This window comes from Pseudomonas sp. A014 (assembly GCF_052378495.1).
Lineage (GTDB): Bacteria > Pseudomonadota > Gammaproteobacteria > Pseudomonadales > Pseudomonadaceae > Aquipseudomonas > Aquipseudomonas machongensis.
The window spans coordinates 3142371-3168537 of record NZ_CP199001.1; the positions used below are offsets into that span (position 1 = coordinate 3142371).

The 26167-nt window shown below is 64.2% G+C and carries 23 protein-coding genes; 15 read left to right on the forward strand and 8 right to left on the reverse strand.

What is annotated here, in order from left to right; translation table 11 throughout:
• Nucleotides 1-37 precede the first annotated feature (37 nt).
• From ACTYOL_RS14250 to ACTYOL_RS14270, 5 genes are all read right to left on the reverse strand, one after another.
• On the reverse strand, nucleotides 38-637 hold the full coding sequence (locus tag ACTYOL_RS14250) for a thermostable hemolysin (RefSeq protein ID WP_153773776.1): 600 nt from the start codon (nucleotides 635-637) through the stop codon (nucleotides 38-40).
• Between the two features lie 15 nt (nucleotides 638-652).
• A complete protein-coding gene (locus ACTYOL_RS14255; RefSeq protein WP_444756466.1) occupies nucleotides 653-2137 on the reverse strand; it encodes an AMP-binding protein in 1485 nt (494 codons plus the stop codon).
• The gene (locus tag ACTYOL_RS14260) at nucleotides 2134-3066 is read right to left on the reverse strand and encodes a TauD/TfdA family dioxygenase (RefSeq protein ID WP_063545062.1); all 933 of its coding nucleotides are present in this window, start codon (nucleotides 3064-3066) and stop codon (nucleotides 2134-2136) included. The genes ACTYOL_RS14255 and ACTYOL_RS14260 overlap by 4 nt, the downstream gene beginning before the upstream one ends.
• Nucleotides 3067-3364: 298 nt before the next feature.
• Entirely contained in the window at nucleotides 3365-4303 is a 939-nt protein-coding gene (locus ACTYOL_RS14265) for a LysR family transcriptional regulator (protein ID WP_054890785.1), read from the reverse strand.
• Nucleotides 4304-4328: 25 nt separating this feature from the next.
• Nucleotides 4329-4835 carry a MarR family winged helix-turn-helix transcriptional regulator gene (locus ACTYOL_RS14270; RefSeq protein WP_063545064.1) on the reverse strand — a complete coding sequence of 169 codons (507 nt, stop codon included), beginning with the start codon at nucleotides 4833-4835 and terminating at the stop codon, nucleotides 4329-4331.
• 123 nt (nucleotides 4836-4958) lie between these two features.
• On the opposite strand from ACTYOL_RS14270, the gene ACTYOL_RS14275 reads away from it, so the two are divergent.
• From ACTYOL_RS14275 to ACTYOL_RS14285, 3 genes are all read left to right on the forward strand, one after another.
• A complete protein-coding gene (locus ACTYOL_RS14275) occupies nucleotides 4959-5771 on the forward strand; it encodes an alpha/beta fold hydrolase (protein ID WP_054890787.1) in 813 nt (270 codons plus the stop codon).
• Nucleotides 5764-6930 carry an MFS transporter gene (locus ACTYOL_RS14280; protein ID WP_444756467.1) on the forward strand — a complete coding sequence of 389 codons (1167 nt, stop codon included), beginning with the start codon at nucleotides 5764-5766 and terminating at the stop codon, nucleotides 6928-6930. The genes ACTYOL_RS14275 and ACTYOL_RS14280 overlap by 8 nt, the downstream gene beginning before the upstream one ends.
• Before the next feature lie 342 nt (nucleotides 6931-7272).
• Entirely contained in the window at nucleotides 7273-8685 is a 1413-nt protein-coding gene (locus ACTYOL_RS14285) for a purine-cytosine permease family protein (RefSeq protein ID WP_065863611.1), read from the forward strand.
• A 76-nt stretch (nucleotides 8686-8761) separates the two neighbouring features.
• Here ACTYOL_RS14285 and ACTYOL_RS14290 read toward each other — a convergent pair whose 3' ends face one another.
• Entirely contained in the window at nucleotides 8762-9055 is a 294-nt protein-coding gene (locus tag ACTYOL_RS14290) for a DUF1330 domain-containing protein (protein ID WP_063545065.1), read from the reverse strand.
• 77 nt (nucleotides 9056-9132) lie between these two features.
• Here ACTYOL_RS14290 and ribBA point away from each other — a divergent pair, with 77 nt between their 5' ends.
• The 6 genes from ribBA (at nucleotide 9133) to ACTYOL_RS14320 (ending at nucleotide 16177) form a co-directional block, all read left to right on the forward strand.
• Nucleotides 9133-10245, forward strand: coding sequence for a bifunctional 3,4-dihydroxy-2-butanone-4-phosphate synthase/GTP cyclohydrolase II (ribBA, locus tag ACTYOL_RS14295; protein WP_200603286.1), 1113 nt, complete (start codon nucleotides 9133-9135; stop codon nucleotides 10243-10245).
• Nucleotides 10246-10455: 210 nt separating this feature from the next.
• Nucleotides 10456-11481: an ABC transporter substrate-binding protein gene (locus ACTYOL_RS14300; RefSeq protein ID WP_063545067.1), complete on the forward strand. Its 1026-nt coding sequence runs from the start codon at nucleotides 10456-10458 to the stop codon at nucleotides 11479-11481.
• Complete coding sequence (locus tag ACTYOL_RS14305; RefSeq protein WP_054890793.1) at nucleotides 11478-12395, forward strand: ABC transporter permease; 918 nt, start codon at nucleotides 11478-11480, stop codon at nucleotides 12393-12395. Before ACTYOL_RS14300 ends, ACTYOL_RS14305 begins: the two co-directional genes overlap by 4 nt.
• Nucleotides 12396-12401: 6 nt before the next feature.
• A complete protein-coding gene (locus tag ACTYOL_RS14310) occupies nucleotides 12402-13211 on the forward strand; it encodes an ABC transporter permease (RefSeq protein WP_153773780.1) in 810 nt (269 codons plus the stop codon).
• Nucleotides 13212-13229: 18 nt separating this feature from the next.
• A complete protein-coding gene (locus tag ACTYOL_RS14315; RefSeq protein ID WP_444756468.1) occupies nucleotides 13230-14378 on the forward strand; it encodes an ABC transporter ATP-binding protein in 1149 nt (382 codons plus the stop codon).
• Between the two features lie 401 nt (nucleotides 14379-14779).
• The gene (locus tag ACTYOL_RS14320) at nucleotides 14780-16177 is read left to right on the forward strand and encodes a purine-cytosine permease family protein (RefSeq protein ID WP_444756469.1); all 1398 of its coding nucleotides are present in this window, start codon (nucleotides 14780-14782) and stop codon (nucleotides 16175-16177) included.
• A gap of 60 nt (nucleotides 16178-16237) precedes the next feature.
• Here the strand turns inward: ACTYOL_RS14320 and ACTYOL_RS14325 are convergent, their stop codons facing one another.
• Nucleotides 16238-17005 (reverse strand): class II aldolase/adducin family protein, encoded by a 768-nt coding sequence (locus ACTYOL_RS14325; RefSeq protein ID WP_444758151.1) that lies wholly within the window; start codon nucleotides 17003-17005, stop codon nucleotides 16238-16240.
• Between the two features lie 141 nt (nucleotides 17006-17146).
• Between ACTYOL_RS14325 and ACTYOL_RS14330 the strand changes: the two genes are divergently transcribed.
• From ACTYOL_RS14330 to ACTYOL_RS14355, 6 genes are all read left to right on the forward strand, one after another.
• On the forward strand, nucleotides 17147-19099 hold the full coding sequence (locus tag ACTYOL_RS14330; protein ID WP_444756470.1) for an oxidoreductase: 1953 nt from the start codon (nucleotides 17147-17149) through the stop codon (nucleotides 19097-19099).
• A 42-nt stretch (nucleotides 19100-19141) separates the two neighbouring features.
• Entirely contained in the window at nucleotides 19142-19744 is a 603-nt protein-coding gene (locus tag ACTYOL_RS14335; RefSeq protein WP_063545072.1) for a cupin domain-containing protein, read from the forward strand.
• Nucleotides 19745-19828: 84 nt separating this feature from the next.
• A complete protein-coding gene (locus tag ACTYOL_RS14340; protein ID WP_444756471.1) occupies nucleotides 19829-21136 on the forward strand; it encodes a substrate-binding domain-containing protein in 1308 nt (435 codons plus the stop codon).
• Between the two features lie 73 nt (nucleotides 21137-21209).
• Nucleotides 21210-22073, forward strand: a complete 864-nt coding sequence (locus ACTYOL_RS14345) for a LysR family transcriptional regulator (protein WP_153773784.1) — start codon at nucleotides 21210-21212, stop codon at nucleotides 22071-22073.
• Nucleotides 22074-22183: 110 nt separating this feature from the next.
• The gene (locus ACTYOL_RS14350) at nucleotides 22184-23101 is read left to right on the forward strand and encodes an AEC family transporter (protein ID WP_153773785.1); all 918 of its coding nucleotides are present in this window, start codon (nucleotides 22184-22186) and stop codon (nucleotides 23099-23101) included.
• Between the two features lie 48 nt (nucleotides 23102-23149).
• Nucleotides 23150-23761, forward strand: coding sequence for a cell wall hydrolase (locus ACTYOL_RS14355; protein ID WP_153773786.1), 612 nt, complete (start codon nucleotides 23150-23152; stop codon nucleotides 23759-23761).
• Between the two features lie 15 nt (nucleotides 23762-23776).
• Here the strand turns inward: ACTYOL_RS14355 and ACTYOL_RS14360 are convergent, their stop codons facing one another.
• Nucleotides 23777-25945: a TonB-dependent receptor gene (locus ACTYOL_RS14360; protein WP_200603281.1), complete on the reverse strand. Its 2169-nt coding sequence runs from the start codon at nucleotides 25943-25945 to the stop codon at nucleotides 23777-23779.
• Between the last annotated feature and the right edge of the window lie 222 nt (nucleotides 25946-26167).

The window sequence follows — 26167 nt, forward strand, 5'->3', positions numbered from 1 at the left end:
GCGTGCCGGGCAGCGAAGCGCCCGGCACGCTCATGGGTCAGACAGACGCCTGGTGGGCGAACTGCGGTGGCGGGATGGAAGGTGTCGGCGCCTTGAGCCAGGCACTGGGCGAGGACAGGCGCGAAACCAGTACGCGCGGTGCCTGGTCGTAGTAGGTCCCCCAGTTGACACTGGGGTCCTTGACCCGGCGTGAATCGGCCTGGCCCAGGTCGTCGAGGTTGTCGACAATCGCTGCCAGCAGTTGCCGGACCTGCGGCGTCGCGGTCAGCACCACCAGGCCGAAGTTGCGCAGGGCCAGGGTGCGGATGACGTTGTCGAGCAGATACTTGCCAGCACCGCTGCCGCTCTGGAACGAGGCGAAAGCGCCGATCTCCGCGATACGCGCGCGGTCGATGGCGTAGCGTTCATCCAGCGTTTGGTCCAGGTAGTACTCACTGAACAGTTTGCCGGAGTCGCCGTAGCTGATGCCGGCACAGGCGTAGCCCGGCGCCCCGCCGGTGGAGCCGGTCAGGCAGACGAACAGGTCAGGCTGCGGCACGGGCGTTGCCTCGTAGTGCTTGAGGTAATGACCCCGTACCGCCTCCTGCAGGCAGCGGTAGCCGGGGCGACCCTTGTAGAAATTGCGCACGATGTACATGGGCGACGTCCCGTCCTAGGCGTACAGTTGATCGATGAACCGCGCTTCGATCTCGGCGCGCCGCGGTCGTCCGGTGACCGTGTAGAACTGGTCACGAAACCCTGCGATGTCGCCGACGACCTGGATGCGTCGCACCCGTGCGAAGTCCGCAAGGCGGTGCTCAAGGCGCGCCATCTCGTCCTGCACGCTGGCCGGGCTCGCAGTGCTGAGGATGATGGCGCACGGCTCGTCGCGTCCTTCGCCCATGACGATCATGTCGTCGACCAGCGGGCTCTCCTTGTAGACGTTCTCCACCCACTCAGGCGAAATGTTGCGCGCCGTCGAGAGGATGATCACGTGCTTCTTGCGCCCGGTGATGTACAGGAAACCGTCACGGAACTCGGCGATATCGCCGGTGTGCAGGTAGCCGTCGGACAGGTCGCAGGCCGTGTCGTCGGCGTTGTAGTAACCCGCGCAGAGGGTCGGCGTCTTCACCAGCAACTCGCCGTCGACCAGCTTGGGCTCGATGCCGTCGAGCAGCTTGCCGGCCGAGCCGATGCGCCGCTCTGCAGGCGAGTTCAGCGAGATGATCGAGGAGTTCTCGCTCAGCCCATAGGCCTCGAACACTTGCACACCGCGGGCATCCAGGGCCTGGAGCACCGTGGCTGGAATCTTCGCGCCGCCGGTGATGATGTGCGGATTGGCGGGGCCGAACAGGTCCTCGACACTCGCACCCTGCTCAAGCAGCAGGTTGGCCTCTTCCAGCAGCTTGGGCGGCAGGTAGAGGAAGTTGGGGTGATTGGGTGCGATCAACTCCAGGTAATGACGGGCATTGCCACTGGCCGCGCCGTACTCGGTGACGCCCTCGGGCATCAGGGTCAGGGTGCCACCGGACAGGATCGGAATGAACACACCCAGCACCTGCTCGATCAGCAGGCTCATCGGCACGATCGAGAAGTAGTGCAGCGGCTGCTGCGGCAAGCGCTTCATCACGTTGTCGACCAGCAGCCCCACGGCCGCGTCGCGAATCATCACGCCCTTGGGCTTGGAGGTGGTACCCGAGGTGTGGATCACCGAGACGATACCGGCGGGAATCAGTTCGTCGTCCTGGGCCCAGGGCGTGTCAGTGGACTGGATCATCAATTGCCGGGGGATGAAGCTCGGCTTGTCCGGCAGGATGCGGTGCAGGCGCCGGGCGGTCGGCTCATCGCTGACGAACACGGCGGCGGCCTTGCCGAGCAGGCTACCGATCTGATCGTCGGAAAACTCGATGGGCACCGGCAGCAACACACCACCGACCTTCTGGATCGCCAGCAGGGTGTACACCCACTCGTAGCATGAGCGCATCGCGATACCGAACACCTTGCGCTCGCAGTTGCCGACCCGAGCCTGCAGGGCCTGGGCCAGGCGTTCGACGTCATCGCGCAGGCCATGCAGGGTGTAGTCGCGCCCGTGCATTTCGCGGATCACCACGCGGTCAGTGCTGGTGGTCAGGTAGTGCTGCATTTTCTGGCTGATCATTGGCCGTTACCCCCGATGCGGTAGCTCTGGGCACCGAAGATGCGTCGGCTGATATCGTCGAGGCGACGGCGACCGTGCATCACGCGGGTGTTGTCGATGACCACGATGTCGCCCTTCTTCCAGAAGTGGCTGTAGGTGTTACGGGCGGTGACTTCCTTGATCTCGTCCCAGATTTCAAGGGCGATCTCCTCGCCGTCGGCCCAGGTGATGCGTGGCGGCTCGTAGTTGACGCTAGGGCCGAGCATCGAATTGCAGAAGGCCTTGCGACCGCTGAAGCAGCTGGTCTCCACCGCGCTGATCACCAACTCGGAGGCAATCAGGTTCTGATCGATGCGGCGGTAGGTCTGGCCGGCCACCTGGTCGTTGACCTGCTGCAAGTGCTCGTCGGTGACGCTGTCGATCGGCAATTGCAGCTCGATGCTCAGGAAGCGCCGCACGTTGTGCCAGGGAATGCGCCGCGCATAGCGGATGGCACGGGATTCGAAGCTCTTACGGGTTTTCGGGGAGAGGTCGAACAGCACTCGCTCGCCATCGCACAACGTGGTCTCGGAGCCGACCGACGCCGCTTCCAGGCAGTAGAACCACTGCAGGTCCGGGTTGAACGGCAAATTGCCGTTCTCCCGGTGCAGCCCCATCTCGTGAACGCCTGCTTCGATCTCGGCGGTATTGGCCGTGGCGGCCTTGCGCGCGGGATCGAAGGTGACCCGGGAGGAATGCGCGCTGACGAAATCGTTGAAGTCTTCGAGCGAGTCGCTGAAGTCGCGGTAGATCACCGCGCCGCTATGGGCCAGGTCTTCATAGAGCGCCGCAGTGTCCATCGAGTCGAAGACGCGCAGTCCCGGTTCGACGGCATAGACACATTCGAAGCCGTAGCACGGCGTGGGATGACGATAGAAAGGTAAAGCTTTAGCTTGAGTGTGGGCCAACATCTGACATCTTCCTTGGGAAATGGATTACAGACAGGCAGGCCGTCCGCCGCCTGACGAAAACACGTTAGGGGAAATGTCGTGGGTGCTGGTTTTAAGAAACCTAAAGCCGTGATGAAAAATTAAAAGTGCGGCCGTGCGACGGAACGCACAGGGGGGAGCGTTTGTCGGGGCACGAAACATCGCACCCGAGCAAGCGCTGTCGATAGGCATGGCCTTACGCGAAGAGGCCGCAAAAGGCCCTGTAACCACTGAATGTTCACTCATCCTGAGCGCCTGCAATCCGTGTCAATAACCTGTGTCACCCTGCGCGGAGCAGGTCCCCCGCCACATCCTGGATCAACCTGCGCAAACTGGAGACATCCGTACCCAGCCCTCGATCACGCGACCAGATCATATCCACCGTGAACACCGGAAACCCCATCGGTGGCTGACACACCCTCACCCCCTCGGGGATACGCAGGTGTGGCAGCAAGCGCGCCGGCAAGGCCAAGGTCGAGGGAACGGCGGCCAGGATGTTGACGCAGGCCTGGTAGCCGTTCGCCCGCACCAGCACATTGCGCGTGCGGCCTATTTTCTCCAGCCAGCTATCGACCATGTTCTTCTCCGAGATCCACGGCGTAGGAAAGACATGCGCCGAAGCACAGAACTCATCCAGGCTCATCGCCCCGTCCAGCGCAAGCCCACGCTGGCTGGTCAGGCAGACGAAACCATCGCTGAGCACCGGCTGCCATTGCAGCTCGGGGTGCAATTGGTGGTAACTCGGGCCGAAGCCGATGGCCAGGTCGATATCACCGGAAATCAACCGGTCCACCGGCAAGTCGCGGCTTAGCCGATCGAGGTGCAGGGAGGTATTGGGGTGATTGCTCGACAAGGTCGCCAGTGCCTGGGGCAGAAAGGCCAGCTCGAAGTATTCCGGCGCGCACAGGCGCCAGATCCTCGGGGCAGCGACGCCATCGCCGGAGGGGGCATCCTCGGCGCAGCGGTTGACCGACTCGATCACCACGCGCAGGTAGGGTGCGATCTTTTCCGCCTTGGCGGTTGGCTGCAACAAACCCTGCGAGGAGGCGAACAGGGTGTCGTCGAAACAACCGCGCAGGCGTTTGAGGCAGTAGCTCACCGTGGGCTGGCTGACGTTCATCAGTTCGGCGGTGCGCTTGGCACTGCGATATTCCAGCAAGTTGAGAAACACCACGATGTCTTGCAGGTCCAGCTGCTTCAGATAATTGCTGTGAAGCATGCAGGCCCCTCCTGGGTCATCATGTTCATGGAATGGGATCGACGTCTTCGGGAAGCTTGGCCAGCATCAACTTGAGCATCTGCGCGAGAGCTTCGCGTTCCTCGATCCGCAGCGGAGCGAGGAACTGGTTCTGCAGATCGGTGTGGCTGAAAACCGCTTTCTCGATAGCCGCAAGCCCTGCTGCGGTCAGCGCCACCTTGTAGCTGCGCTTGTCGGCAGGGTCGTGGATCTGCTCGACCATACCCGCCTCCTTGAGGCGGCTCAGACGATTGGTCATCGCCCCGGAGGTGATCAACAACGAGTTGTACAGCTCGGTCGGGGTCAACTGGTACGGTGCACCGGAGCGGCGCAAGGTCGCCATGACATCGAACTCCCCCTCCTTGAAACCGTACTGCTCGAGCACCGCGCAACGGCGGCGCTCGAGGTGTTTCTGCAGGCGCGCCATGCGCCCGAAGACCTCCATGGACGAAGCATCCACGGAGGGCATCGCCTGCGCCCATTGCGCGACGACGAAATCGACATGATCTTTCATTGGCATAACCGTCCGTTCACCCTGAACTCCCCAAGGGCCACATCCCTGCCGCACCCCGGCACCTTCCAAGTATCTTAACGTTAAGTTATCTTGATATGCACGAGGTATGAATCGGGAGGGAACATGGCGTTCTTCGAACACAACCGAAATCGCTATTACTACTTTGACGCCGGGGCCGGCACCCCCACCCTGCTCCTGCACGGGCTGGGCAACAGTGGCCGCGCCTGGACAGACCAGGTCGGGGCCCTGCTGCGCCTGGGCCATCGCGTCATCGTACCGGACCTGCTCGGCCATGGCGCGTCCAGCAATGCGCCGGAACACATCACGCCTCATCTGCAAGCCCAGGAGCTGATTGCACTGCTGGATCACCTCGGACTGGCCAGCACTCAGCTCATCGGGCTTTCGCTGGGCGGCATGATTGCCCTGGAACTGGCCTGCGCCTACCCGGATGCCGTGGACAAACTGGTGGTGGCCGCGTCCTTCGCCAGCATGAGCAGCACCGCGCGCCATCAACAGCTCGATGAGTGGGCCGAAAACCTTCGCCAGCCGGACGGCTGCCTGAAGCGCTTCAAGACAACATGGCCACAACTGGTCGGCAGTTCCTTCGCCGCCTCCAGCCAGGGGCAGAGCCTTTACCAGGCCTGGCATGCCCAGGCCGCCATGCAGCGGGCGCGCTGCCAGATCCACTGGTGCGAGGGTATGAAAACCTACGACCTGAACGATCGACTGTCACACATCCAGGCGCCCACCCTGGTACTTGGCACCGACGGCGACCGCATCAGTCCACCTGGCGAGGCCGAGGCCATTGCCAGCCGTATTGCTCACGCCCAGCTCATCACTCTTCCAGGCGACGGCCATGTCTTCAACGTTTCCCATGCCCCGGCCTTCAACCGGGCACTCAGTGGTTTCCTGCAGGAGCAACAGCGACATGGGTGATACACCCTCCAAGGCCAGCGTAGTGCTGCTGGCGATTCTGGTCGGCATCAACCTGCGGCCGATCATGGCCTCGGTCGGCCCGCTGCTCGATCTGCTACAGCGCGACCTGGGCCTGAGCAACTTCCAGGGCGGTTTGCTGACCACACTGCCGGTGATGATGATGGGCCTGTTCGCCCTCGCCGGCCCTTGGCTGCTGCGCCTGCTCGGCGAGGTCAAGGGCGTGGCCATCGGCATGACCCTGATTGCTGCGGCCTGCGCGGTACGTACCTATGTCGAGTCGTCCACCGCGCTGATCGCCAGCGCTGCCGTAGGGGGCGTCGGCATTGCCGTGATCCAGTCGCTGATGCCTGCATTCATCAAGCGCAACCACCCGCAAAGCGCAGGGATGCTCATGGGGCTGTTCACTACGGGGATCATGGGCGGTGCAGCCATCGCCGCCGCCATTGCTGCGCCCAGCGCGGGCAAGCTGGGCTGGAACCTCACCCTCGGCTATGCCGCCATTCCGGCCATGATCGCGTTGATCGCCTGGCTGCTCGCCGCAGGCAACGTCCATGCCTATCCCACGGCGGCCGGCCTGCCCTGGCGCAGTGGCCGGGCCTGGTTGCTGCTGGTGTTCTTCGGGATTGGAACCGGGGCATACACCTTGGTGCTCGCCTGGCTACCCCCGTTCTACATCGAGCTGGGCTGGACAGCGAAAAGTGCCGGCTACCTGCTCGGTGCGCTGACCATTACCGAGGTCATCGCCGGTTTGCTGGTGTCGGCGCTGATTCACCGTTTCCCGGATCGCCGCCAACCCTTGGCGCTGGTGATCCTGCTGCTGATCGGCGGGCTGGCCTGCCTGATGACGGCGCCGCTGCAACTGACCGCCCTGGCCATCCTGTGCCTGGGTTTGGGCATCGGTGCCTTGTTCCCGCTGTCGCTGATCGTCACCCTCGATCATGCACGCTCACCGGCCGAAGCCGGGTCGTTGCTGGCCTTCGTGCAAGGGGGTGGCTACCTGATTGCAGCCTCGATGCCGGTAGTGGCCGGGCTGGTGCGCGATGAGTTCAGCTCGTTGCACTGGGCCTGGGCCGTCATGGGTGGCGGGGCTGTGTTGTTGCTTGCCTTGAGCGCCCTGCTCCGGCCGCTCAGCCAGCGAACGGTGGTCGCCCAGGCTTGACTCTCCTCCCCTCCGGGGCGCGTTCCAGCGCCCCGAACGCCCTCGCCGATTTTTCCTGACCCGCCCCACCTGCGCGCGCAAAGCACTCTTTTAGTGCAAAGGTGCCGCAACCGCCTCCCACCTACCCCGTCCCATGCGCGCTGCAGCCTGGTGGCACAGCCTTTGCGACGGTCTACCGTGCCCCATTCGCGAACTTAGTTTTTTTAACGTTCATGAGCACATATTTACTAATTTATCCATCTGCGCCCACGCCCCATGATCGCTTCCAACAAGAAAGCGTCGCCTTTTGCCGACGCGCATCCGGGCACCTGTGAAGTGCCCATCCTTGCCTTGGAGTCCGTCATGACCAGCGCAGCCACATCGGCACCTCTCATAGAAAAACACACGATCGGATACGTGCCCCCCGAAGACCGCCATGGAAAGGTAAAGGACTTGTTCACCCTGTGGTTCGGCGGCAACATCGCGCCGCTGCCCATCGTCACTGGCGCCCTGGGCGTGCAGCTGTTCCACCTCAACCTGATCTGGGGCATCGTCGCTATCCTGGTCGGCCATCTGGTCGGCGGTGTGCTGATGGCCCTGCACTCGGCCCAGGGCCCGCAGATGGGCATCCCACAGATGATCCAGAGCCGCGCCCAGTTCGGCACCCTCGGCGCCTTGCTGGTGGTGGTGATCGCGGGGGTGATGTACATCGGCTTCTTCGCCTCCAATATCGTGCTGGCTGGCAAATCGCTGCACGGCGTGGTCGAAAGCGTGCCGGTGCCGGTAGGCATCGTCATCGGCGCCCTGGGCTCGGGGATCATCGGCATCATCGGCTACCGCTTCATCCATGTGCTCAACCGCATCGGCACCTGGGTGCTGGGCATCGGCATCGTGGTCGGCTTCGGCTACATCTTCACCCATGTGCAGAGCGATGACTTCCTGACCCGCGGCAGCTTCAACATCTCCGGCTGGCTGGCCACCGTGTCGCTGGCGGCGCTGTGGCAGATCGCCTTCGCCCCTTACGTGTCGGACTACTCGCGCTACCTGCCAGCCGACGTGAAAGTGTCGTCGACCTTCTGGACCACCTACCTGGGCTCAGCCCTGGGTTCGAGCCTGTCGTTCATCTTCGGCGCAGTCGCCGTATTGGCGATCCCCGCCGGGATGGACACCATGGACGCCGTGAAGCTGGCCACCGGCGCCATCGGCCCGCTGATGCTGGTGCTGTTCCTGCTCAGCGTGATCAGCCACAACGCGCTCAACCTGTATGGTGCGGTGCTGTCGATCATCACCCTGGTGCAGACCTTCGCGTATCGCTGGATCCCGACCGCCAAGACCCGCGCCGTGCTCTCGCTGATCGTGCTGGCCGCGTGCAGTGTGGTGGCAGTCTTCGCCTCGTCCGACTTCATTGGGCACTTCGTCGACATGGTCTTGGTGCTGCTGGTCGTGCTGGTGCCGTGGACCGCGATCAACCTGATCGACTTCTATGCCATCCACAAGGGCGAGTACGACATCCAGTCGATCTTCAAGGTCGACGGTGGGATCTACGGTCGTTACAACCCGCAGGCGCTGATCGCCTACGCCGTCGGGATCGTGGTGCAGATTCCGTTCATGAACACGCCGCTGTACGTAGGCCCGGTATCGGAACACATCAATGGTGCCGACCTGTCGTGGCTGGTCGGGTTGGCGGTGACCACGCCGCTGTACTGGTGGCTGGCCAGCCGTGACAGCGCCTACCGTCGTCGCCAGACGGGTGCCAAGCTCGCTGCCGGACATTGATGCATAGCGCTAGCCCTGCATTTGTGCAGGGCTAGCTGGTTTTTGTGCTGCCCTTTCTCGGCTGAATCGGGCGACTCTACGGCTCGAACCCTTCGACGATGATCACCTCGGCTTTGGCCACTCCCTGCCGATGTCGGCACGCCTCCTGATACAGATCAGACCGGTAGCAGGCCAGCGCCTGCTCGTACGAGTCGAATTCGATCACCACGCTGCGCTGCGGTGTCACCCTCCCCTCCATCGCCTCGCTCTTGCCACCCCGGGCCAGAAAGCGCCCGCCAAATGCCACGAACGCCGCCGGCGCACGCTGGGTGTACTGCTGGTACTGCTCCGGGTCGGTAACGTCCACATGGGCGATCCAGTAAGCCTTCATCCGTCGCTCTCCTGTACAGGGTTATTTGTGTATTATGGTATACCATAAAAATCACCTGACCACAGTGAGCGTGCAGCATGGCTTTCAACAGCATCGAAGACCTTCTCGAAGACTACCGCCAGGGCAAGATGGTGCTGCTGGTGGACGACGAAGACCGGGAGAATGAAGGCGACCTGCTGATCGCCGCCGAGCGCTGTGACGCGCAAGCAATCAATTTCATGGCCCGCGAAGCACGCGGCCTGATCTGCCTGACGCTGACCGACGAACACTGCCAACGCCTGGGCCTTGAGCAGATGGTACCGACCAACGGCAGCGTATTCAGCACGGCGTTCACGGTATCGATCGAGGCCGCCAGCGGTGTCACCACAGGCATCTCTGCCGCCGACCGCGCGCGGACCGTGGCCGCCGCCATGGCCGCGGACGCCCGCCCCGAGCACCTGGTCCAGCCTGGCCACATCTTCCCCCTGCGCGCCCGTGAAGGTGGCGTGCTGACCCGTGCCGGACACACCGAAGCCGGTTGCGACCTGGCGCGCCTTGCAGGCTTCGCACCGGCCTCGGTGATCGTCGAAGTGCTCAACGACGACGGCACCATGGCCCGCCGCCCGGACCTGGAGCTGTTCGCCGAGCGCCACGGCATCAAGATCGGCACCATCGCCGACCTCATCCACTATCGCCTGAGCACCGAACAAACGGTCAAGCGCATCGGCGAGCGCGAGCTGCCAACGGTCCACGGCACGTTTCGCCTGGTGACCTTCGAGGACCGTATCGAAGGTGGCGTGCACATGGCCATGGTGATGGGCGACATTCGCCGCGAGCAGCCGACGCTGGTACGCGTGCATGTCATCGATCCGCTGCGCGACCTGGTCGGCGCTGAATATGCAGGCCCTGCCAACTGGACACTGTGGGCGGCGCTGGAGCGGGTCGCAGCAGAGGGTGCCGGCGTGGTAGTGATCCTCGCCAACCATGAATCCTCTCAGGCCCTGCTCGAACGCGTGCCGCAACTCACCCAGCCACAGCGCCCCTACCAGCGCGGGCAGTCGAAGGTGTACTCGGAGGTGGGTACCGGCGCGCAGATCCTGCAGGACCTGGGCGTGGGCAAGCTGCGCCACCTGGGCCCACCACTCAAGTACGCAGGGCTGGCGGGGTATGAGCTGGAAGTGGTGCAGAGCATTCCATTCGAATCTCACTGAATCTTGCGTCACCGACAGGATGACTGGTAACACCGAACGCTTGCCAAAAGTTTGGAATACCATAATATGATATCCCGTAGACCTTGAATCTGCCGGCCGCACCTACAATCACACAACGGCCACGAATTACCTGAGATAGCTGCTCCCGAACACAGTTGGCGGGCGCGACAAAAGCCCGCCTCGAATAACAAAAGCAACGAGGGCGTAACCATGCTGTTGAGCAAACGAGTCACCGCTGTGCTGTCCGCAAGCCTGCTGGCACTGGCCTGCCAGGCCACCCAGGCCGCCGACAGCCTCAACTTCGTCAGTTGGGGCGGCACCACCCAGGACGCCCAGAAACAGGCATGGGCCGACCCTTTCAGCAAGGGCAGCAACATCAAGGTCGTACAGGACGGCCCGACCGACTACGGCAAGCTCAAGGCCATGGTCGAAAGCGGCAACGTGCAATGGGATGTGGTCGACGTCGAAGCCGACTTCGCCCTGCGTGCCGCCAGCGAAGGCCTGCTCGAACCCCTCGACTTCTCCACCATCCAGCGTGATCGCATCGACCCGCGCTTCGTCTCCGACCATGGCGTCGGCTCGTTCTTCTTCTCCTTCGTGCTCGGCTACAACGAGGGCAAGCTTGGGGCCAACAAGCCGGTCGACTGGAGCGCGCTGTTCGACACCAAGACCTACCCCGGCAAGCGTGCGCTGTACAAGTGGCCGAGCCCCGGCGTGCTGGAGCTGGCCCTGCTCGCCGACGGCGTACCTGCCGACAAGCTCTACCCGCTGGACCTGGACCGCGCCTTCAAGAAACTCGACACCATCAAGAAAGACATCGTCTGGTGGGGCGGCGGTGCCCAGTCCCAGCAATTGCTGGCCTCCGGTGAAGCCGCGCTCGGGCAGTTCTGGAACGGCCGCGTCTACGCCCTGCAGCAGGATGGTGCCCCGGTGGGCGTGAGCTGGAAGCAGAACCTGGTCATGGCCGACTTCCTGGTCATCCCCAAGGGTGCCAAGAACAAGGACGCGGCCATGAAGTTCCTGGCCAACGCCAGCAGCGCCAAAGGCCAGGCCGACTTCGCCAACCTTACCGCCTACGCCCCGGTGAACCTCGACAGCGTCGCCGAACTCGACAAGAAACTCGCGCCCAACCTGCCAACCGCCTATGCCCAGGACCAGGTCACCCTCGACTTCGCCTACTGGGCCAAGAACGGCCAGGCAATCGCTGCGCGCTGGAATGAGTGGCTGGTCAAATGAAAGTCGCCATCAACGCCCTGCACAATGCCCAAGGTGCCGACCCCGGCACCGGCGCCCCGCGAGCGGCCGTGCGCCGCCCGCCACTGAGCCAGCGCTGGCGTGGCAGTCGCAACCTGCTGCCGGCCCTGTTGTTCCTCGGCCTGTTTTTCTTCGCGCCACTGATCGGCCTGCTGCTGCGTGGGGTGCTGGAGCCGGTGCCTGGGCTGGGCAACTACGAGCAGCTGTTCGCCAACTCAGCCTACGCGCGCGTGCTGTTCAACACCTTCTCGGTGGCGGGTCTGGTGACGGTGATCAGCGTATTGCTGGGCTTTCCGCTGGCCTGGGCGATCACCTTGGTGCCTCGTGGCTGGGGGCGTTGGCTGCTGAACATCGTGCTGCTGTCCATGTGGACCAGCCTGCTGGCCCGCACCTATTCCTGGCTGGTGCTGCTGCAAGGCTCGGGAGTGATCAACAAGCTGCTGATGGCGCTGGGCATCATCGATGCGCCGCTGGAAATGGTGCACAACCTCACCGGTGTAGTGATCGGCATGAGCTACATCATGATCCCGTTCATCGTGCTGCCATTGCAGGCGACCATGCAGGCCATCGACCCGATGGTGCTGCAGGCAGGCTCGATCTGCGGTGCAAGCCCCTGGACCAATTTCTGGAAAGTGTTCATCCCGTTGTGCCGTTCAGGCTTGTTCTCAGGTGCGCTGATGGTGTTCGTGATGTCGCTCGGTTACTACGTCACCCCGGCATTGCTGGGCGGTGCGCAGAACATGATGCTGCCCGAGTTCATCATCCAGCAGGTGCAGTCGTTCCTGAACTGGGGGCTGGCCAGCGCCGCCGCGGCACTGCTGGTGGTGATCACCCTGGTGCTCTTCTACCTGTACCTGAAGCTGCAGCCGGAATCCCCGGTCGGCAATGCGAGGTAATCCTTCATGCTCCTGTCCCCCAACGCCATGGGTCGCCCGCTGCGCACCGGCCTGTACCTGACCACCGGGATCATCGCTGCCTTCCTGCTGCTGCCGGTGGTGTTCATCGTCCTGCTGTCGTTCGGCTCCTCCCAGTGGCTGGTGTTCCCGCCCCCCGGCTGGACCTTCAAATGGTACGACCAGTTCTTCTCCAACCCCGAGTGGATGGACGCCGCGCTGGCCAGCCTCAAGGTGGCTGTGCTGACCACCTTCGCCGCCGTGGCCCTGGGCCTGCCGACCGCCTTCGCTCTGGTGCGCGGGCGCTTTCCTGGGCGCGAACTGCTCTACGGCCTGTTCACCATGCCGATGATCGTGCCGCTGGTGATCATCGCGGTCGCGGTCTACGCGCTGTTCCTGAAGCTGGGCTATACCGGCACGCTGTTCGCCTTCGTGGTCAGCCACGTGATCGTCGCCCTGCCCTTCACCATCATCTCGATCATCAACTCGCTGAAGCTGTTCGACCAGTCGATCGAGGATGCCGCGGTGATCTGCGGCGCCTCGCGGCTGCAGGCGATCGTCAAGGTCACCTTCCCGGCCATCCGCCCGGGCATGATCGCCGGCGGGCTATTCGCCTTCCTGGTGTCGTGGGATGAGGTCGTGCTCAGCGTGATGATGGCCAGCCCCGACCTGCAGACCTTGCCAGTGAAGATGTGGACCACCCTGCGCCAGGACCTGAGCCCGGTGATCGCCGTCGCCTCGACACTGCTGATCGGCCTGTCGCTGCTGGTCATGTTCATCGCCAGCGCCCTGCGCCGCCGCAACGAAAACAACGCCTGAGTGCCGGAGACAACAATAATGAGTGCAGTCATCAAAGAAGCCGCGCACGGCAAGACCCTGGTCTCCCTGCGCAACCTGAACAAGCACTACGGCGACTTCGCCGCGGTCGACAACATCAGCCTGGACATCCAGGACGGCGAATTCCTCACCTTCCTCGGCTCAAGCGGCTCGGGCAAGTCCACCACCCTGTCGATGCTGGCCGGCTTCGAGACCCCCAGCAGCGGCGAGATCCTGGTCGAAGGCCGCTCGCTGGTGAACGTGCCGCCGCACAAGCGTGACATCGGCATGGTGTTCCAACGCTACTCGCTGTTCCCGCACCTGAGCGTGCGCGACAACATCGCCTTCCCACTGGCCATCCGCAAGCTGGGCAGCGCCGAGATCGCCAAGCGCGTCGACGCTATGCTCAAGCTGGTGCAGTTGGAAACCTTCGCACACCGGCGCCCGGCCCAGCTCTCCGGCGGCCAGCAACAGCGCGTGGCGATCGCCCGAGCGCTGGTGTACGAGCCACGCATCCTGCTGATGGACGAGCCCCTCGGTGCCCTGGACAAGAAACTGCGCGAAGACCTGCAGGACGAGTTGCGTCAGCTGCATCGGCGCCTGGGTATCACCATCGTCTACGTCACCCACGACCAGGAAGAAGCGATGCGCCTGTCCCAGCGCATCGCCATCTTCAGCCACGGCAAGATCGTCGGTCTGGGCAGCGGTTACGACCTCTATCAGAACCCGCCAAACGCGTTCGTCGCCTCGTTCCTGGGCAACTCCAACTTCCTCCGGATCACCGCCAGCAGCCATGGCGCGGCGGCGTTCGAGGGCCAGTCGCTGGCCATTCGCCTGACCTCGGGGTTGGCCGCAGGTCAGGATGCGCTGATCATGGTCCGCCCGGAAAAGGCCCTGGCGCTGAGCGCCGAGCAGGCGACCCGTGAACCGCTGCCGGCAGGCTGGAATGAAGTGAGCGCCAAGGTCGGCGAGGTCTTGTTCCTCGGCGAAAGCCAGACCTGTCACGTGGTGACGGCGGGCGGTACCGAAATGGCGGTCAAGGCGCTATCGGCGGCAGGCATGCCGATGCAGCCAGGCGATACGGTCAAGGTACGCTGGGCGGTGGCCGATGCCTGCGTGTACACCGAGTGGGCCGAGAGCGACCTGAGCAAGGCTGCCGGCGCACACTGAGGGGCCTCTTCGCAGCACGCCGCTGTTGGAAATTCTGTCTTGCTCAAAATCTAAAGGTCTAACCCAATCCCTGTGAGAGCGGCGGTTCGCCGCCGCGACTTGTCCCGCGCACACGGGCGTAGCCCGTGCCAGGCAGCGCGGTGTCTTTTTCGCGGGTTAATGACCCGCTTCGCTCGTTTCGGCCTCTTCGCCACCTGTTCTACCTTCCATTGCGCTACTGACGCTCGATGCAGATTCAGCATGTCGGGGGCTGCTGCACGGCCCTTTCGCGACACGAGGCCACTCCTACAGAAGTCGATTTCTATGCATTGACCGTCTTGTATATACATGATGATATAAGAGAGAAGTCATTCCTCTGGTTGCCCTTGCCGCCCTACAACAACAAACAAGCGGAGCCCCACATGTCCAGCAAGCCCGTGATCGAGCGGCGCTCGATCGACTACATTCCCGAAGCTGAACGCCATGGACGCGTGTACAGCCAGTTCACCCTGTGGCTGGGAGCCAATCTGCAGATCACCGCCATCGTGACCGGCGCCCTCGCCGTCGTGCTCGGCGGTGATGTGTTCTGGTCATTGATCGGCCTGCTGCTGGGCCAGGTGATCGGCGGAGCGGTCATGGCCTTGCACGCAGCCCAAGGGCCGCGGTTGGGGCTGCCGCAGATGATCTCCAGCCGCGTGCAGTTCGGCGTCTATGGCGCGGCCATCCCGATGGTGCTGGTGTGCCTGATGTACCTGGGGTTCACCGCCACCGGCACGGTACTGTCGGGCCAGGCCATCGGCCAGTTGCTCAGCGTCAGCGACAGCGCCGGCATCCTGATCTTCGCCGGCGTGATCGTGCTGGCCACCCTCGCCGGCTACCGCGTGATCCATTGGATCGGCCGCGTGGCCAGCGTGCTGGGGATCATTGCGTTCGTCTATCTGTTCAGCCGTATCCTGCTGCTCGCCGATATCGGCCAACTGCTGGACAACCGCCACTTCAGCTGGGCCTCGTTCCTGCTGGCGGTATCGCTGGCCGCCTCCTGGCAGATCGCTTTCGGCCCCTACGTCGCCGACTATTCACGCTACCTGCCCAGCAACACCTCCGCGCTGAAGACCTTTCTCGCCGCCGGCCTGGGCTCGGTGATCGGCGCCCAGGCTTCGATGATCCTCGGCGTGTTCGCCGCCGCCATTGCCGGCGGCCAGTTCTCGGGGCGTGAAGTGGCCTATATCGTCGGCCTGGGCGGCGCCGGTACCACCGCAGCGCTGCTGTACTTCGCCATCGCCTTCGGCAAGGTGACCATCTCCACCCTCAACAGCTACGGCAGCTTCATGTGCATCGCCACGATCATCAGCGGTTTTCGCGGCAGCCTGCAGATCAGCCGCCTGCAGCGCTTGCTGTTCGTGCTGGGCATCGTGGGTGCAGCGACGCTGGTGGCCCTGCTCGGCCAGCATTCGTTCCTGAGTGCATTCAAGTCGTTCATCCTGTTCCTGCTGACCTTCTTCGTGCCCTGGAGCGCGGTCAACCTGGTGGATTACTACTTCATCACCCGCGAGCGCTACGACATCCCTGCCCTGGCCGATCCCGACGGGCGCTATGGCCGCTGGAACTGGCCCGGCATCATCGTCTACAGCATCGGAGTGCTGATCCAGATGCCCTTCATCGACACCAAGCTGTACACCGGGCCCATGGTTGCGCACCTGGGCGGTGTCGATGTGTCGTGGCTGATCGGGTTGGTGGTGCCTAGCGTGCTGTATTACTGGGTTGCCCGGGGCAAGGCCAAGCTCGCACCGGCGCAGCTGATCGAACCCCAGGCACGTTGACCGACGCCAGCGCGGACTTTTGCAGGAGCGGCCTTTCGCGACACAAGGCCGCTCCTGCTGTCAGTTCCGATAATCCGGCGCCACTTTCTCCAGCAACCGCAACAGCGCCTCCCAGGCCAACCCCATGGCATCCGGGTCCGCCAGCTCACCGGGCTTGAGCGGCCGTGCCGGAGCATTGAACTGCCGCTCGGTATGCGCGCAGACCTCGGGCGATGGCAGCACCACCTTCCCGGCACTCTGCGCCGCCAACTGAATCTCGCAGGCCTTCTCCAGATAGAACATGCGCAGAAACGCCTCGCCCGCCGTGCGCCCCACCGTCAGCAACCCATGATTGCGCAGGATCATCACCGGCTTGTCGCCGAGGTCGGCGACCAGGCGCTGCTGCTCGTCCATGTCCAGGGCAACGCCTTCATAGTCGTGGTAAGCGACCTTGCCGTAGAACTCCATGGAGATCTGGTTGACCGGTAGCAGCCCGCATTCGAGCGCCGCCACCGCGCACCCGGCGCGGGTGTGGGTGTGCAACACGCACTGGGCATCCTCGCGTGCGCCGTGGATGGCGCTGTGGATGACAAAGCCCGCCGGGTTGACCGGGTACGGCGACGCCTCCACGGCGCGCCCTTGCAAGTCGATCTTCACCAGATTGGACGCGGTGATTTCCTCGAACAGCAGGCCGTAGGGATTGATCAGAAAATGATGCTCGGGGCCGGGTATGCGCACCGAGATGTGCGTGAAGATCAGGTCCGTCATGCGGAAATGGGCAATCAGCCGATAGCAGGCGGCCAGTTCCTCACGCAGGGTACGTTCGCTGGGGTGCATGGTGTCATCCAGGGTTGTTCTTGTGGGACGAGCTTACCCCGGTACGAGGGGATGAGCCGAAGCTAGTCCTGCCAAAGTAAAAAAACAAGTTGATTTTTTACTGAAGGTACACTTCCATGAAAAAAACAAGAACGCACGTTGGAGCCCGTACGCATGTCGACTGCCTTCGCTCACCTGTTCGAACCCTTGCAGATCCGTGGCAAACGCCTGAAGAACCGCATCATGTCCAGTGGCCATGACACCTGTCTGCCCACCGACAACCTGGTCAACGACAAGCTCGTCGCCTATCAACGCGCCCGCGCCGAGGGCGGCGCCGGCCTGATCGTGCTGCAGGTCGCCGGGGTGCACGACAGTGCGCGCTACACCTCCCACGTGCTGATGGCCACCGACGATGCCTGCATCGACGGCTACCGGCGCATCGCCCAGGCCTGTCATGCACACGGCACCGTGGTGTTGTCGCAGTTGTTCCATCCCGGCCGGGAGATCATGGAATCGGCCGATGGCTTGCTGGCGGTGGCCTACTCGGCCTCGGCGGTGCCGAACGAGCGCTTTCGCGTGATGCCGCGCGCCCTGGAGCAGCCGATGATCGACGAAATCGTCCAGGGCTACGCCAGCGCAGCCCGGCGCCTGCACCAGGCCGGGCTGGATGGCGTCGAGGTGGTGGCCAGCCATGGTTACCTGCCCGCGCAGTTTCTCAACCCACGCGTCAACCGCCGCACCGATGGCTACAACGGCAACCTCGAAGCCCGCCTGCGTTTTCTGCGCGAAGTGCTGGCGGCAGTGCGTGCAGCCACTGACGAACAGTTCATCGTCGGCCTGCGCATCAGCGCCGACGAACGCGACAGCGAAGGGCTGAGCGAAGACGAATCACTGGCGGCCGCCATCGCGGTGCAGAACCAGGTCGATTACCTGCACATCGTCGCCGGCACCTCGGCCACCCTGGGTGGCGCGGTGCATATCGTCCCGCCGATGGCCATCGAGCCGGCCTACCTGGCCCGCGAAGCCGGCAGTTTCAAGGCGCGCCTGGACATCCCGCTGTTCGTCACTGGCCGTATCAACCAGCCACAGGAAGCCGAACAAATGCTCGCCCGCGGCCTGGCCGATGTGTGCGGCATGACCCGCGCGCTGATCTGCGACCCGCAGATGCCGGCCAAGACCGAACAAGGCCGTGTCGAGGACGTGCGCGCCTGCATCGCCTGCAACCAGGCCTGCATCGGCCATTTCCACCGTGGCCTGCCGATCTCCTGCATCCAGCACCCGGAAACCGGTCGCGAACTGCAGTACGGCAGCGTCACACCCGCACCCCTGCGCAAGCGCATCCTGGTAGCCGGCGGTGGTCCGGCGGGCATGAAGGCGGCCATCGTCGCCGCCGCCCGAGGCCATGAGGTGACGCTGTATGAAGCGGGCCCGCAGCTCGGCGGCCAGGTGCTGCTGGCGCAACTGCTGCCGCGGCGCAGCGAGTTCGGCGGCGCCAGCACCAACCTGCAGCGCGAACTGGCACTGGCCGGCGTGCAGGTGGTACGCAATACCCGCGTAGACCGCGCGCTGGTCGAGCGCGAACGGCCAGACCTGGTGATTGCTGCCACCGGCGCCGAGCCCTACTGGCCTGCATTCGAGCGCAGCGGCGAGTTGCAGGTGGTGGATGCCTGGCAGGTGCTGCGCAACGAGCACGCCCTGGGGCGCTCGGTGCTGGTGCTGGACTGGCGCTGCGACTGGATCGCCCCGGGCATCGCCGAACGCCTGGTGCGTGAAGGCCATCACGTGCAACTGGCGGTCAACGGCACTCACTGCGGCGAGAGCCTGCCACTCTACGTACGTGACCAGATGGCCGGGGAACTGCACCGCCTCGGGATCCCCATCACCCCCTACGCCCGCCTCTACGGCACCGACGACAACACCGTGTACCTGCAACACACCGCCAGTGGCGAGCCCATGATCTTCGAACAGATCGACACCCTGGTGCTGTGCCTGGGTCACCAGCCTGTCGACACCCTGGCCCAGGAGCTGGCCGGGTTGGTCGAGGTACGGCGCATCGGCGACTGCCTGGCCCCGCGAACCGCTGAAGAGGCGATCCATGACGGCCTGGCGGTTGCCTGGTCGCTCTGAGGCTGGTCATACTCCCGGTTTTTGCCGATGGACCGACCCTCGATGAGCCAGCGCCCCCTCGTCCCGCAACTCGCCGAAGGCGGCACTGCCGCCCCGCAGTTCCTCGGTTCCCGCATCCGCGGCCTGCGCAAGCGCCGCGGCATGACCCTGGCGGAGCTGGCCCGTCTGAGCGAGCTGACCGCCGGCTACATCAGCCAGCTGGAACGCAACCTTTCATACCCGTCGATCCCGGCGCTGTTCAACATCGCCCGCAGCCTGGGCGTGACCATCCAGTGGTTCTTCGCCAGCGAAGCCAGCACCGCGCCCGAGGACCAAGGCTTCGTGGTGCGCAGGCAAAGCCGCCTGAGCGTGCATTACGAAGATGGCGTGGTCGACCAGTTGCTCACCCCGCAACCCAACCGCCAGCTGGAGATGCTGCATTCGCGCTTCCCGCCAGGCGCCTACAGCCAGGAAAGCTATAGCCATGAAGGCGAGGAAGCCGGCTATGTGTTGTCAGGGCGTTTCGAGCTGTGGGTAGGCGAACGCCACTTCCTGCTCGAAGAAGGCGACAGCTTCAGTTTCCCTAGCCAGGAGCCACACCGCTATGGCAACCCTGGCGAGGTGGACACGGTGGTCATCTGGGTGATCACGCCACCAACCTTCTGAACGATCGCCTGCGCCTGATCGTCATTTTTCATTCACACCCCTGTCGTAATCTGCCGGACATACCTGTGCCTCAAGGATCCCGGCATGCCCCGCCCTCTCGCTGTTCTGCTCTGCCTGCTACCCCTGCTGGCTCAGGCGGAGCCCGCCACACTGCGTATCCAGGGCTCCAACACCATTGGCGCAGCACTGGGACCTGCCCTGGTACGTGGGCTGCTACAAAGCCAAGGTGCACAAGACATCCGCAGCGAGCGTGGGAAACGGCCCAACGAGACTGACATCCGTGCCCGCGATGCCCAGGGCCAGCCATTGCTGATCAATATCGCCGCCCATGGTTCCAGCACCGGCTTCAGTACCCTGGACAGCGGCGAAGCCGACCTTGCCGCCGCCTCGCGCCCTATCTCCGACCAGGAGGCCCAGCGACTGCAACGTCTGGGCGACCTGCGCAGCGCGGCCAGCGAGCAGGTGATCGGCCTGGACGGCGTTGCGGTCATGGTGCACCCCGACAACCGCCTGCAGCAGTTGAATACCGCACAATTGGCACAGGTCTTCTCTGGCCATATCCAACGCTGGGAGCAACTCGGCGTAGCGGGCGGTCCCATTCACCTGTACGCCCGTGACGACCGCTCCGGCACCTTCGAAACCTTTCGCGCCCTGGTTCTGCAACCGCAGGCACTGGGGCTCTCGCCACGGGCCGAACGCTTCGAGTCCGGCGACGCCTTGGCCGAACGGGTCAAGGCCGATCCCGCTGCCATCGGCTTCAGCAGCCTGACCACCGTGCATGGCGCCAAGCTGCTGGCCATCGCCGAAGGTGATGCTCCAGCCCTGTTGCCAACCCGTGCAGCCGTGGCCAGCGAAGACTATCCGCTGTCGCGGCGGCTGTTCTTCTATCTGCCGACTCACCCGAGCGCTCAGGCCAAGGCCTTGGCCGAATTCACCCAGAGCGCAGCCGGCCAGGCCATTGTCGCCGCCCAGGGTTTCGTCTCGCAGCAGGTCAAGGCAGTGCCGGTCGCGGTACAGGCCCAGATGCCCGCGCAATACCGAGCCCTGGCTGCAGAGGCCCAGCGCCTGAGCGTCAACTTCCGTTTCCAGGAAGGCAGCGCCAGCCTCGACAACAAGGCCCTGCGCGATGTACAGCGGGTCAGCGACTACCTGCGTCAGGTCGGCAAGCTGCATGACAAAACGGTACTGGTGGGGTTTGGCGACCCCAAGGAAACACCCGGCCGCGCCGCCCTGCTCTCGCGCCTGCGCGCCATGGCCGTGCGCCGCGAACTGGCGCGCAATGGCGTGGAGATCCGGGATGTCACCGGCATGGGTGATGAACTGCCGGTGGCCGACAACGACCTGGAACAGGGACGCCTGCGCAATCGCCGGGTCGAGGTCTGGGTCTACTGACCCGCCTGGCGCTTGCCCCCAGAGGCGCGATGCGCGTACCGTGCCGGGCATTCCTGTGCAGGAGAACCGTCGCGTGTCCCTCAAAGCCCTGCGTACCCTGGTCACCATCGCCCGCCACGGCACCTTCGCCCGCGCCGCCGACCTGCTGAGCCTGACCCCTTCGGCGGTCAGCCTGCACATCAAGACGCTCGAGGACGAACTGCAAGTGCCGCTGTTCGACCGCAGCCGCCGCCAGGTGACACTCACCGAAGCCGGGCAATTGGCCGTGGCGCGGGCCGAAAGTATTCTCACTGCCTACGACGAGCTGGCCGACACCCTGGCCAGCGGCCCGAGCCTGCGTGGTCGGCTGCGTATCGGTGCGATCCATACCGTGCTCGCCCGACGCCTGCCGAAGGCGCTGGTGTGGATCAAGGCGCACCATCCGCAACTGCACATCAGCGTGGTCTCGGGCATGTCCGCCGAGCTGGCCCGGCGGATCGAAGACGGAGAACTGGACGCCGCCATCACCACCGAACCGGTCAGCCCCTACCCGCAGAGCCTGCAGTTCAGCCCGCTGTTCTCGGACCGTTTCTGGGCCGTGGCCAGCCCCGATCTGGCCGGGCAAAGCCTGGCGCAACTGCTCGCCAGCCAACCGTTCCTGCGCTTCGACAAACGCGCCTGGGCGGGCCGGCAGATCGAACAGGAACTGCGCCGCCAGCATTTGCAGGTCAGCGAGCAGATGGAGCTGGACAGCCAGGAAGCCCTGGCACGCATGGCGGCAATGGGCCTCGGGGTGGCGATCATCCCGATGAGCGACGATGACCTGCAACGGCTGCCGCCCGCCACCGTGCTGCCCTTTGGCGAGCCGCAACTGAGTCGCCACGTGGTGTTGCTGGAACATGAAAAGAGTCAGCGCCGACACCTGAGCGCGGTGCTCAAGACCGCCTTGGGCAGCTGATCACGCCACAACCCTGCAGTTTTCCTCAACAGTGAATGCAGAAAACAACGGTTTTTTCTGCTGACTCACCCCGCTAACCTGTGCCGGTACCCGACCACGGAACCGCGACCATGCTGCCCCTGCTCCTCACCACCCTGGTGCCCATCATCCTGCTGATCGCCCTCGGCACCCTGTTGCGGGTGCGCGGTTTTCTCGCGGAGGGTTTCTGGCCCGGCGCCGAGCGCCTGAGCTACTACGTGCTGCTGCCCTCGCTGTTCCTGCATGGCCTGGCCACCGCCAACCTGGAGGGTGTGCCGGTGTTCGGCATGGTCGGCGTGCTGATGCTCTCGACCCTGGCCGGCGCGCTCCTGCTGGTGCTCTACCAGGGCGCAGCAGGCCACGATGGCGCTGATTTCACCTCGGTGTTCCAGGGCGGCATACGCTTCAACAACTACATCGGCGCGACCCTGGCGGCAGGCATCTACGGCAGCGCCGGCATCGCCCTGGCGGCCGTGGCCAACGCGGCAATCGTGCCGCTGGTCAATCTGCTTTGCGTACTGGTGTTCGCCCGATTCAGCGCTCGCCACAGCTCGCCCCTGACCGTGCTGCGGGCGATCTTCGCCAACCCGTTGATCGTGGGCTGTGCGGGTGGCCTGCTGCTGCGGGTCAGCGGGTTAGGCCTGCCGGCGGGCCTGGAACCCACGGTCAAGGCCCTTGGCCAGGCCGCCCTGCCCCTTGGGTTGCTGTGCGTCGGAGCGGCATTGGGCGGCGCGCGAATGGGCCAGCAGGTCAAGCCCCTGGTGGCCGCCTCGGCGTTCAAGTTCCTGGTCATGCCACTGACCACCTTCGGCCTGTGTCGCGTGCTGGGTCTCAGCGGCCAGGCCGCCGTGGTGGCCGTGCTGTTCCAGGCACTGCCCACCGCTTCGTCGTCCTACGTCATGGCCCGGCAGATGGGGGGCAACGCGCCGCTGATGGCGACCATCATCGCGTTGCAGACCGTCGCTGCAGCGGCCACCCTGCCATTGATGCTCAGCCTCACGCTAAGTTGAAGCCGCTTGGCTAGAATGGAGTCAGCTCACTGACGCGGAAGCCCGATCATGCGCCACTCGTGGATGGTCATCAGCCTGTTCCTGGCTCTGCCCGCAGGCCCGTTGCATGCCGCCGACAGCGCCAAGGCTGCAGTCGCCGAAGACAAGGCCCAGGCGCTCGAACAGAAAGTGGTAAACGACGCCCCGCCACCCAAGGCGCCGGAGAAGATCACCCCCACCGAGGTGCAGGCCGTGGACCCGGCCGGGCAGGCGCCGCTGGACGACAGCATTACCTGCCTTGCCCGCACCCTTTACTGGGAAGCCAAAGGCGCCGACGAGACAGACATGAAGGCGGTCGCCAGCGTCGTGCTCAACCGCCTGGGCAAGGACGGCTTCCCCGACACCATCTGCGGGGTGGTCAAGCAAGGCGTCGAGAGCAAGAGCTGCCAGTTCTCCTGGTGGTGCGACGGGCGCCCTGACCAGGTCGAGGAAAAGGAGCGCTACGGGGTCGCCAAGGAAATCGCGCGCAAGGCGTTGAACCAGCAGTTGCGAGACAGCACCGCCGGAGCGCTGTACTTCCATGATCGCACTGTGCGGCCAGACTGGGCCAAGGCCTATCGGCGCACAGCGCAGACCACGCACTTCATCTTCTACAAGCCCAACCAGGCACTGGCGCGATAGCGCGACGACGGGCCATCAGAAATCGATGGTCCCGGAGAACTTGACCAGCCGCGGGTCGCCCTGGGTCAGGTAACCGCCGTTGGCCGAGGCCCAGTAGTTCTTGTCGGTCAGGTTTTCGACGTTCGCACGCAGGGTGATGTCCTTGTCCTGCACCTTGAAGCGATAGCGTGCGCCGACGTCGAAACGGTTCCAGGTCGGCAGGCTCAGGGTGTTGGCCGGGTTGGCGTACTGCCCGCCGGTGCGCAGCATGCGTGCATTGAGCGCCACGCCGTCGAGCCCTGGCACGTCCCAGTCGACGCTGGCATTGAGCTGGAAGGTCGGGACACCCACCGCGTGATTGCCATCGTTGGTGCCGTTCTGGGTGTTCTTCAGTTCCGTGTCCATGCGCGTACCACCGGCCATCAAGCGCAGACCCGGCACCGGCTCGCCAAACACGCTGAGTTCGACGCCCTTGTTGACCTGCTCGCCGTCCTGCACATAAAGATTGCCCTGCACGTAGCCATCGGTGGGTCGCTCGATACGGAACACCGCCAGGTTGGCACCGTAGGTCTGGCGGTCGAACTTGATGCCCGCCTCGATCTGCTTGGTCTTGGCCGGCGGGAACACCTCACCGAGGTTGACCACCTGCCCCGACGCCGTGGCGCCCTGGGCCAGGCCCTGGATGCTGTTGGCGTACAACGAGACCGACGGGTTGAGCTTGTAGACGATGCCATACACCGGCGTGGTGACCGCTTCGTCGTAGAACGCAGTGCGTCCGGCGTCCACGCCCGTGCCGCGGTAGGCATAGCCTTCGACGCGCAGTTGCTGGCGACGCACGCCAGCGGTGAGCAGCAGCGTGTCGTCGAACAGCCCCACGGTATCGGACAACGCCAGGCTGCGGTTGCGGGTCTTCCCGGTCACGCCCGGGTCATCGAGCATGCCGCCGACCAGCGTAGGCGTGGTCGGCTTGGGCAGTGGGCTGGTGTTGAAGATGTTGGTGTTCTGCGAGCTGTAGAACACATAGGCGTTTTCCTGCTGGGTCCAGATGCTCGCCGCACCGAGATTCAGCTGGTGGCTCACCGGGCCGGTCTGGAAGCGGCCGTTGATACCGGCCATCAGGCTGGTGTTGTCTTCGTTGTGCGGGATCTGCGAACCGCCGATGGTCGCGGCGCCCGTGGCAGCGTTGGTGAGGACCGGCGTGCCGTAGAAGCCGTTCTCACGGGTGTGCTTGACGCCACCGCTGATGTACCCGCTCCAGTTCTCGTTGAAATCGTAGTCGCCGCGCAGCATGCCGAAGGTGTCTTCGGTTTCGGTCCACGACCAGTCCTGGCCGTAGTTGTGATCGGCGCTCGGCGCGCGCGGGATGCTGGTCACCGCCGAACCCAGGCGCACCGAGTTGCGCAGATGGTTGACGCGCTGCTTCTGGTAACCGATGTCGGCCGACAGGCGGAGTTGGTCGCCACGGTAGTCCAGCCCGGCGACGAACAGCTTGCTGCGTTGATCCTGGTCGTCCACGGCGGTGTCGCCTTCACGCTGGGACAGGTTCAGGCGCGCACCGAAACGGTTGTCCTCACCGAAACGCTGACCGATGTCCAGGTGCTCACCCACCCGGCCATCGCTGCTGATGTCCTGGGTGTAGCGCCGGATCGGCGTGTCGCCGGCGCGCTTGGGTTGCAGGTTGACGTTGCCGCCAAGGCCGGTGCCGGTAGGGCTGGCACCGTTGAGGAACGCGTTGGGGCCCTTGAACAGCTCGACCCGCTCTACCGCGTCGGTGGAGATCATCTGCCTCGGCAGCACGCCATACAAGCCATTGAACGACACATCGTCGCCGCTCAACGGCAGGCCGCGGATCACGAAGACCTGGGACTGGTTGCCAAAGCCGAACGACTGGCGCACCGATGGGTCATTGAGCAGCACATCGCCGATATCCTCGGCCTGCTGATCCTCGATCAACTGCGAGGTGTAGCTGGTCATGGTGAACGGCACGTCCATCATGTCCTGGTTGCCCAGCACGCCCATCTGCCCACCACGGGCCACCTGCCCACCTGCGAAGGCCTCCGGCAACTGGGTGCGAGGCGCCTTGACGGCATCGGCGTTGATGGCGGTGGCGTCGAGCTCCAGCGGCGCGTCAGCAGCATGGGCGGCAACGCCAAGGGAACAGCAGAGGGCGAGCAGGGTCGGACGAAAAGGACAGGAACGTGCCATGAAAGGCTCCCGATGAGGTGAATAGAGCGCCTTCCTGGCATGCATGATTGCGAGTGAGTCGTGTTTATAATGGATATTGCGAATTATTTCCAACCAATCGCACTTTTTCGCCCTTCGCCGGTCTACTGCCTCTTTTGCCGCAACAATCGGTTGCCGGTGGTTTACTGCAACTCACAAGACGAGACCAACAGCCTACGGCTTGTGTAGGATGGGCAGCGCCAA

Coding starts and splice junctions, on each gene's coding strand:
- ACTYOL_RS14250 (WP_153773776.1), bottom strand. CDS start 637: ATGTACATCGTGCGCAATTTCTACAAGGGTCGCCCCGGCTACCGCTGC.
- ACTYOL_RS14255 (WP_444756466.1), bottom strand. CDS start 2,137: ATGATCAGCCAGAAAATGCAGCACTACCTGACCACCAGCACTGACCGC.
- ACTYOL_RS14260 (WP_063545062.1), bottom strand. CDS start 3,066: ATGTTGGCCCACACTCAAGCTAAAGCTTTACCTTTCTATCGTCATCCC.
- ACTYOL_RS14265 (WP_054890785.1), bottom strand. CDS start 4,303: ATGCTTCACAGCAATTATCTGAAGCAGCTGGACCTGCAAGACATCGTG.
- ACTYOL_RS14270 (WP_063545064.1), bottom strand. CDS start 4,835: ATGAAAGATCATGTCGATTTCGTCGTCGCGCAATGGGCGCAGGCGATG.
- ACTYOL_RS14275 (WP_054890787.1), top strand. CDS start 4,959: ATGGCGTTCTTCGAACACAACCGAAATCGCTATTACTACTTTGACGCC.
- ACTYOL_RS14280 (WP_444756467.1), top strand. CDS start 5,764: ATGGGTGATACACCCTCCAAGGCCAGCGTAGTGCTGCTGGCGATTCTG.
- ACTYOL_RS14285 (WP_065863611.1), top strand. CDS start 7,273: ATGACCAGCGCAGCCACATCGGCACCTCTCATAGAAAAACACACGATC.
- ACTYOL_RS14290 (WP_063545065.1), bottom strand. CDS start 9,055: ATGAAGGCTTACTGGATCGCCCATGTGGACGTTACCGACCCGGAGCAG.
- ribBA (WP_200603286.1), top strand. CDS start 9,133: ATGGCTTTCAACAGCATCGAAGACCTTCTCGAAGACTACCGCCAGGGC.
- ACTYOL_RS14300 (WP_063545067.1), top strand. CDS start 10,456: ATGCTGTTGAGCAAACGAGTCACCGCTGTGCTGTCCGCAAGCCTGCTG.
- ACTYOL_RS14305 (WP_054890793.1), top strand. CDS start 11,478: ATGAAAGTCGCCATCAACGCCCTGCACAATGCCCAAGGTGCCGACCCC.
- ACTYOL_RS14310 (WP_153773780.1), top strand. CDS start 12,402: ATGCTCCTGTCCCCCAACGCCATGGGTCGCCCGCTGCGCACCGGCCTG.
- ACTYOL_RS14315 (WP_444756468.1), top strand. CDS start 13,230: ATGAGTGCAGTCATCAAAGAAGCCGCGCACGGCAAGACCCTGGTCTCC.
- ACTYOL_RS14320 (WP_444756469.1), top strand. CDS start 14,780: ATGTCCAGCAAGCCCGTGATCGAGCGGCGCTCGATCGACTACATTCCC.
- ACTYOL_RS14330 (WP_444756470.1), top strand. CDS start 17,147: ATGTCGACTGCCTTCGCTCACCTGTTCGAACCCTTGCAGATCCGTGGC.
- ACTYOL_RS14335 (WP_063545072.1), top strand. CDS start 19,142: ATGAGCCAGCGCCCCCTCGTCCCGCAACTCGCCGAAGGCGGCACTGCC.
- ACTYOL_RS14340 (WP_444756471.1), top strand. CDS start 19,829: ATGCCCCGCCCTCTCGCTGTTCTGCTCTGCCTGCTACCCCTGCTGGCT.
- ACTYOL_RS14350 (WP_153773785.1), top strand. CDS start 22,184: ATGCTGCCCCTGCTCCTCACCACCCTGGTGCCCATCATCCTGCTGATC.
- ACTYOL_RS14355 (WP_153773786.1), top strand. CDS start 23,150: ATGCGCCACTCGTGGATGGTCATCAGCCTGTTCCTGGCTCTGCCCGCA.
- ACTYOL_RS14360 (WP_200603281.1), bottom strand. CDS start 25,945: ATGGCACGTTCCTGTCCTTTTCGTCCGACCCTGCTCGCCCTCTGCTGT.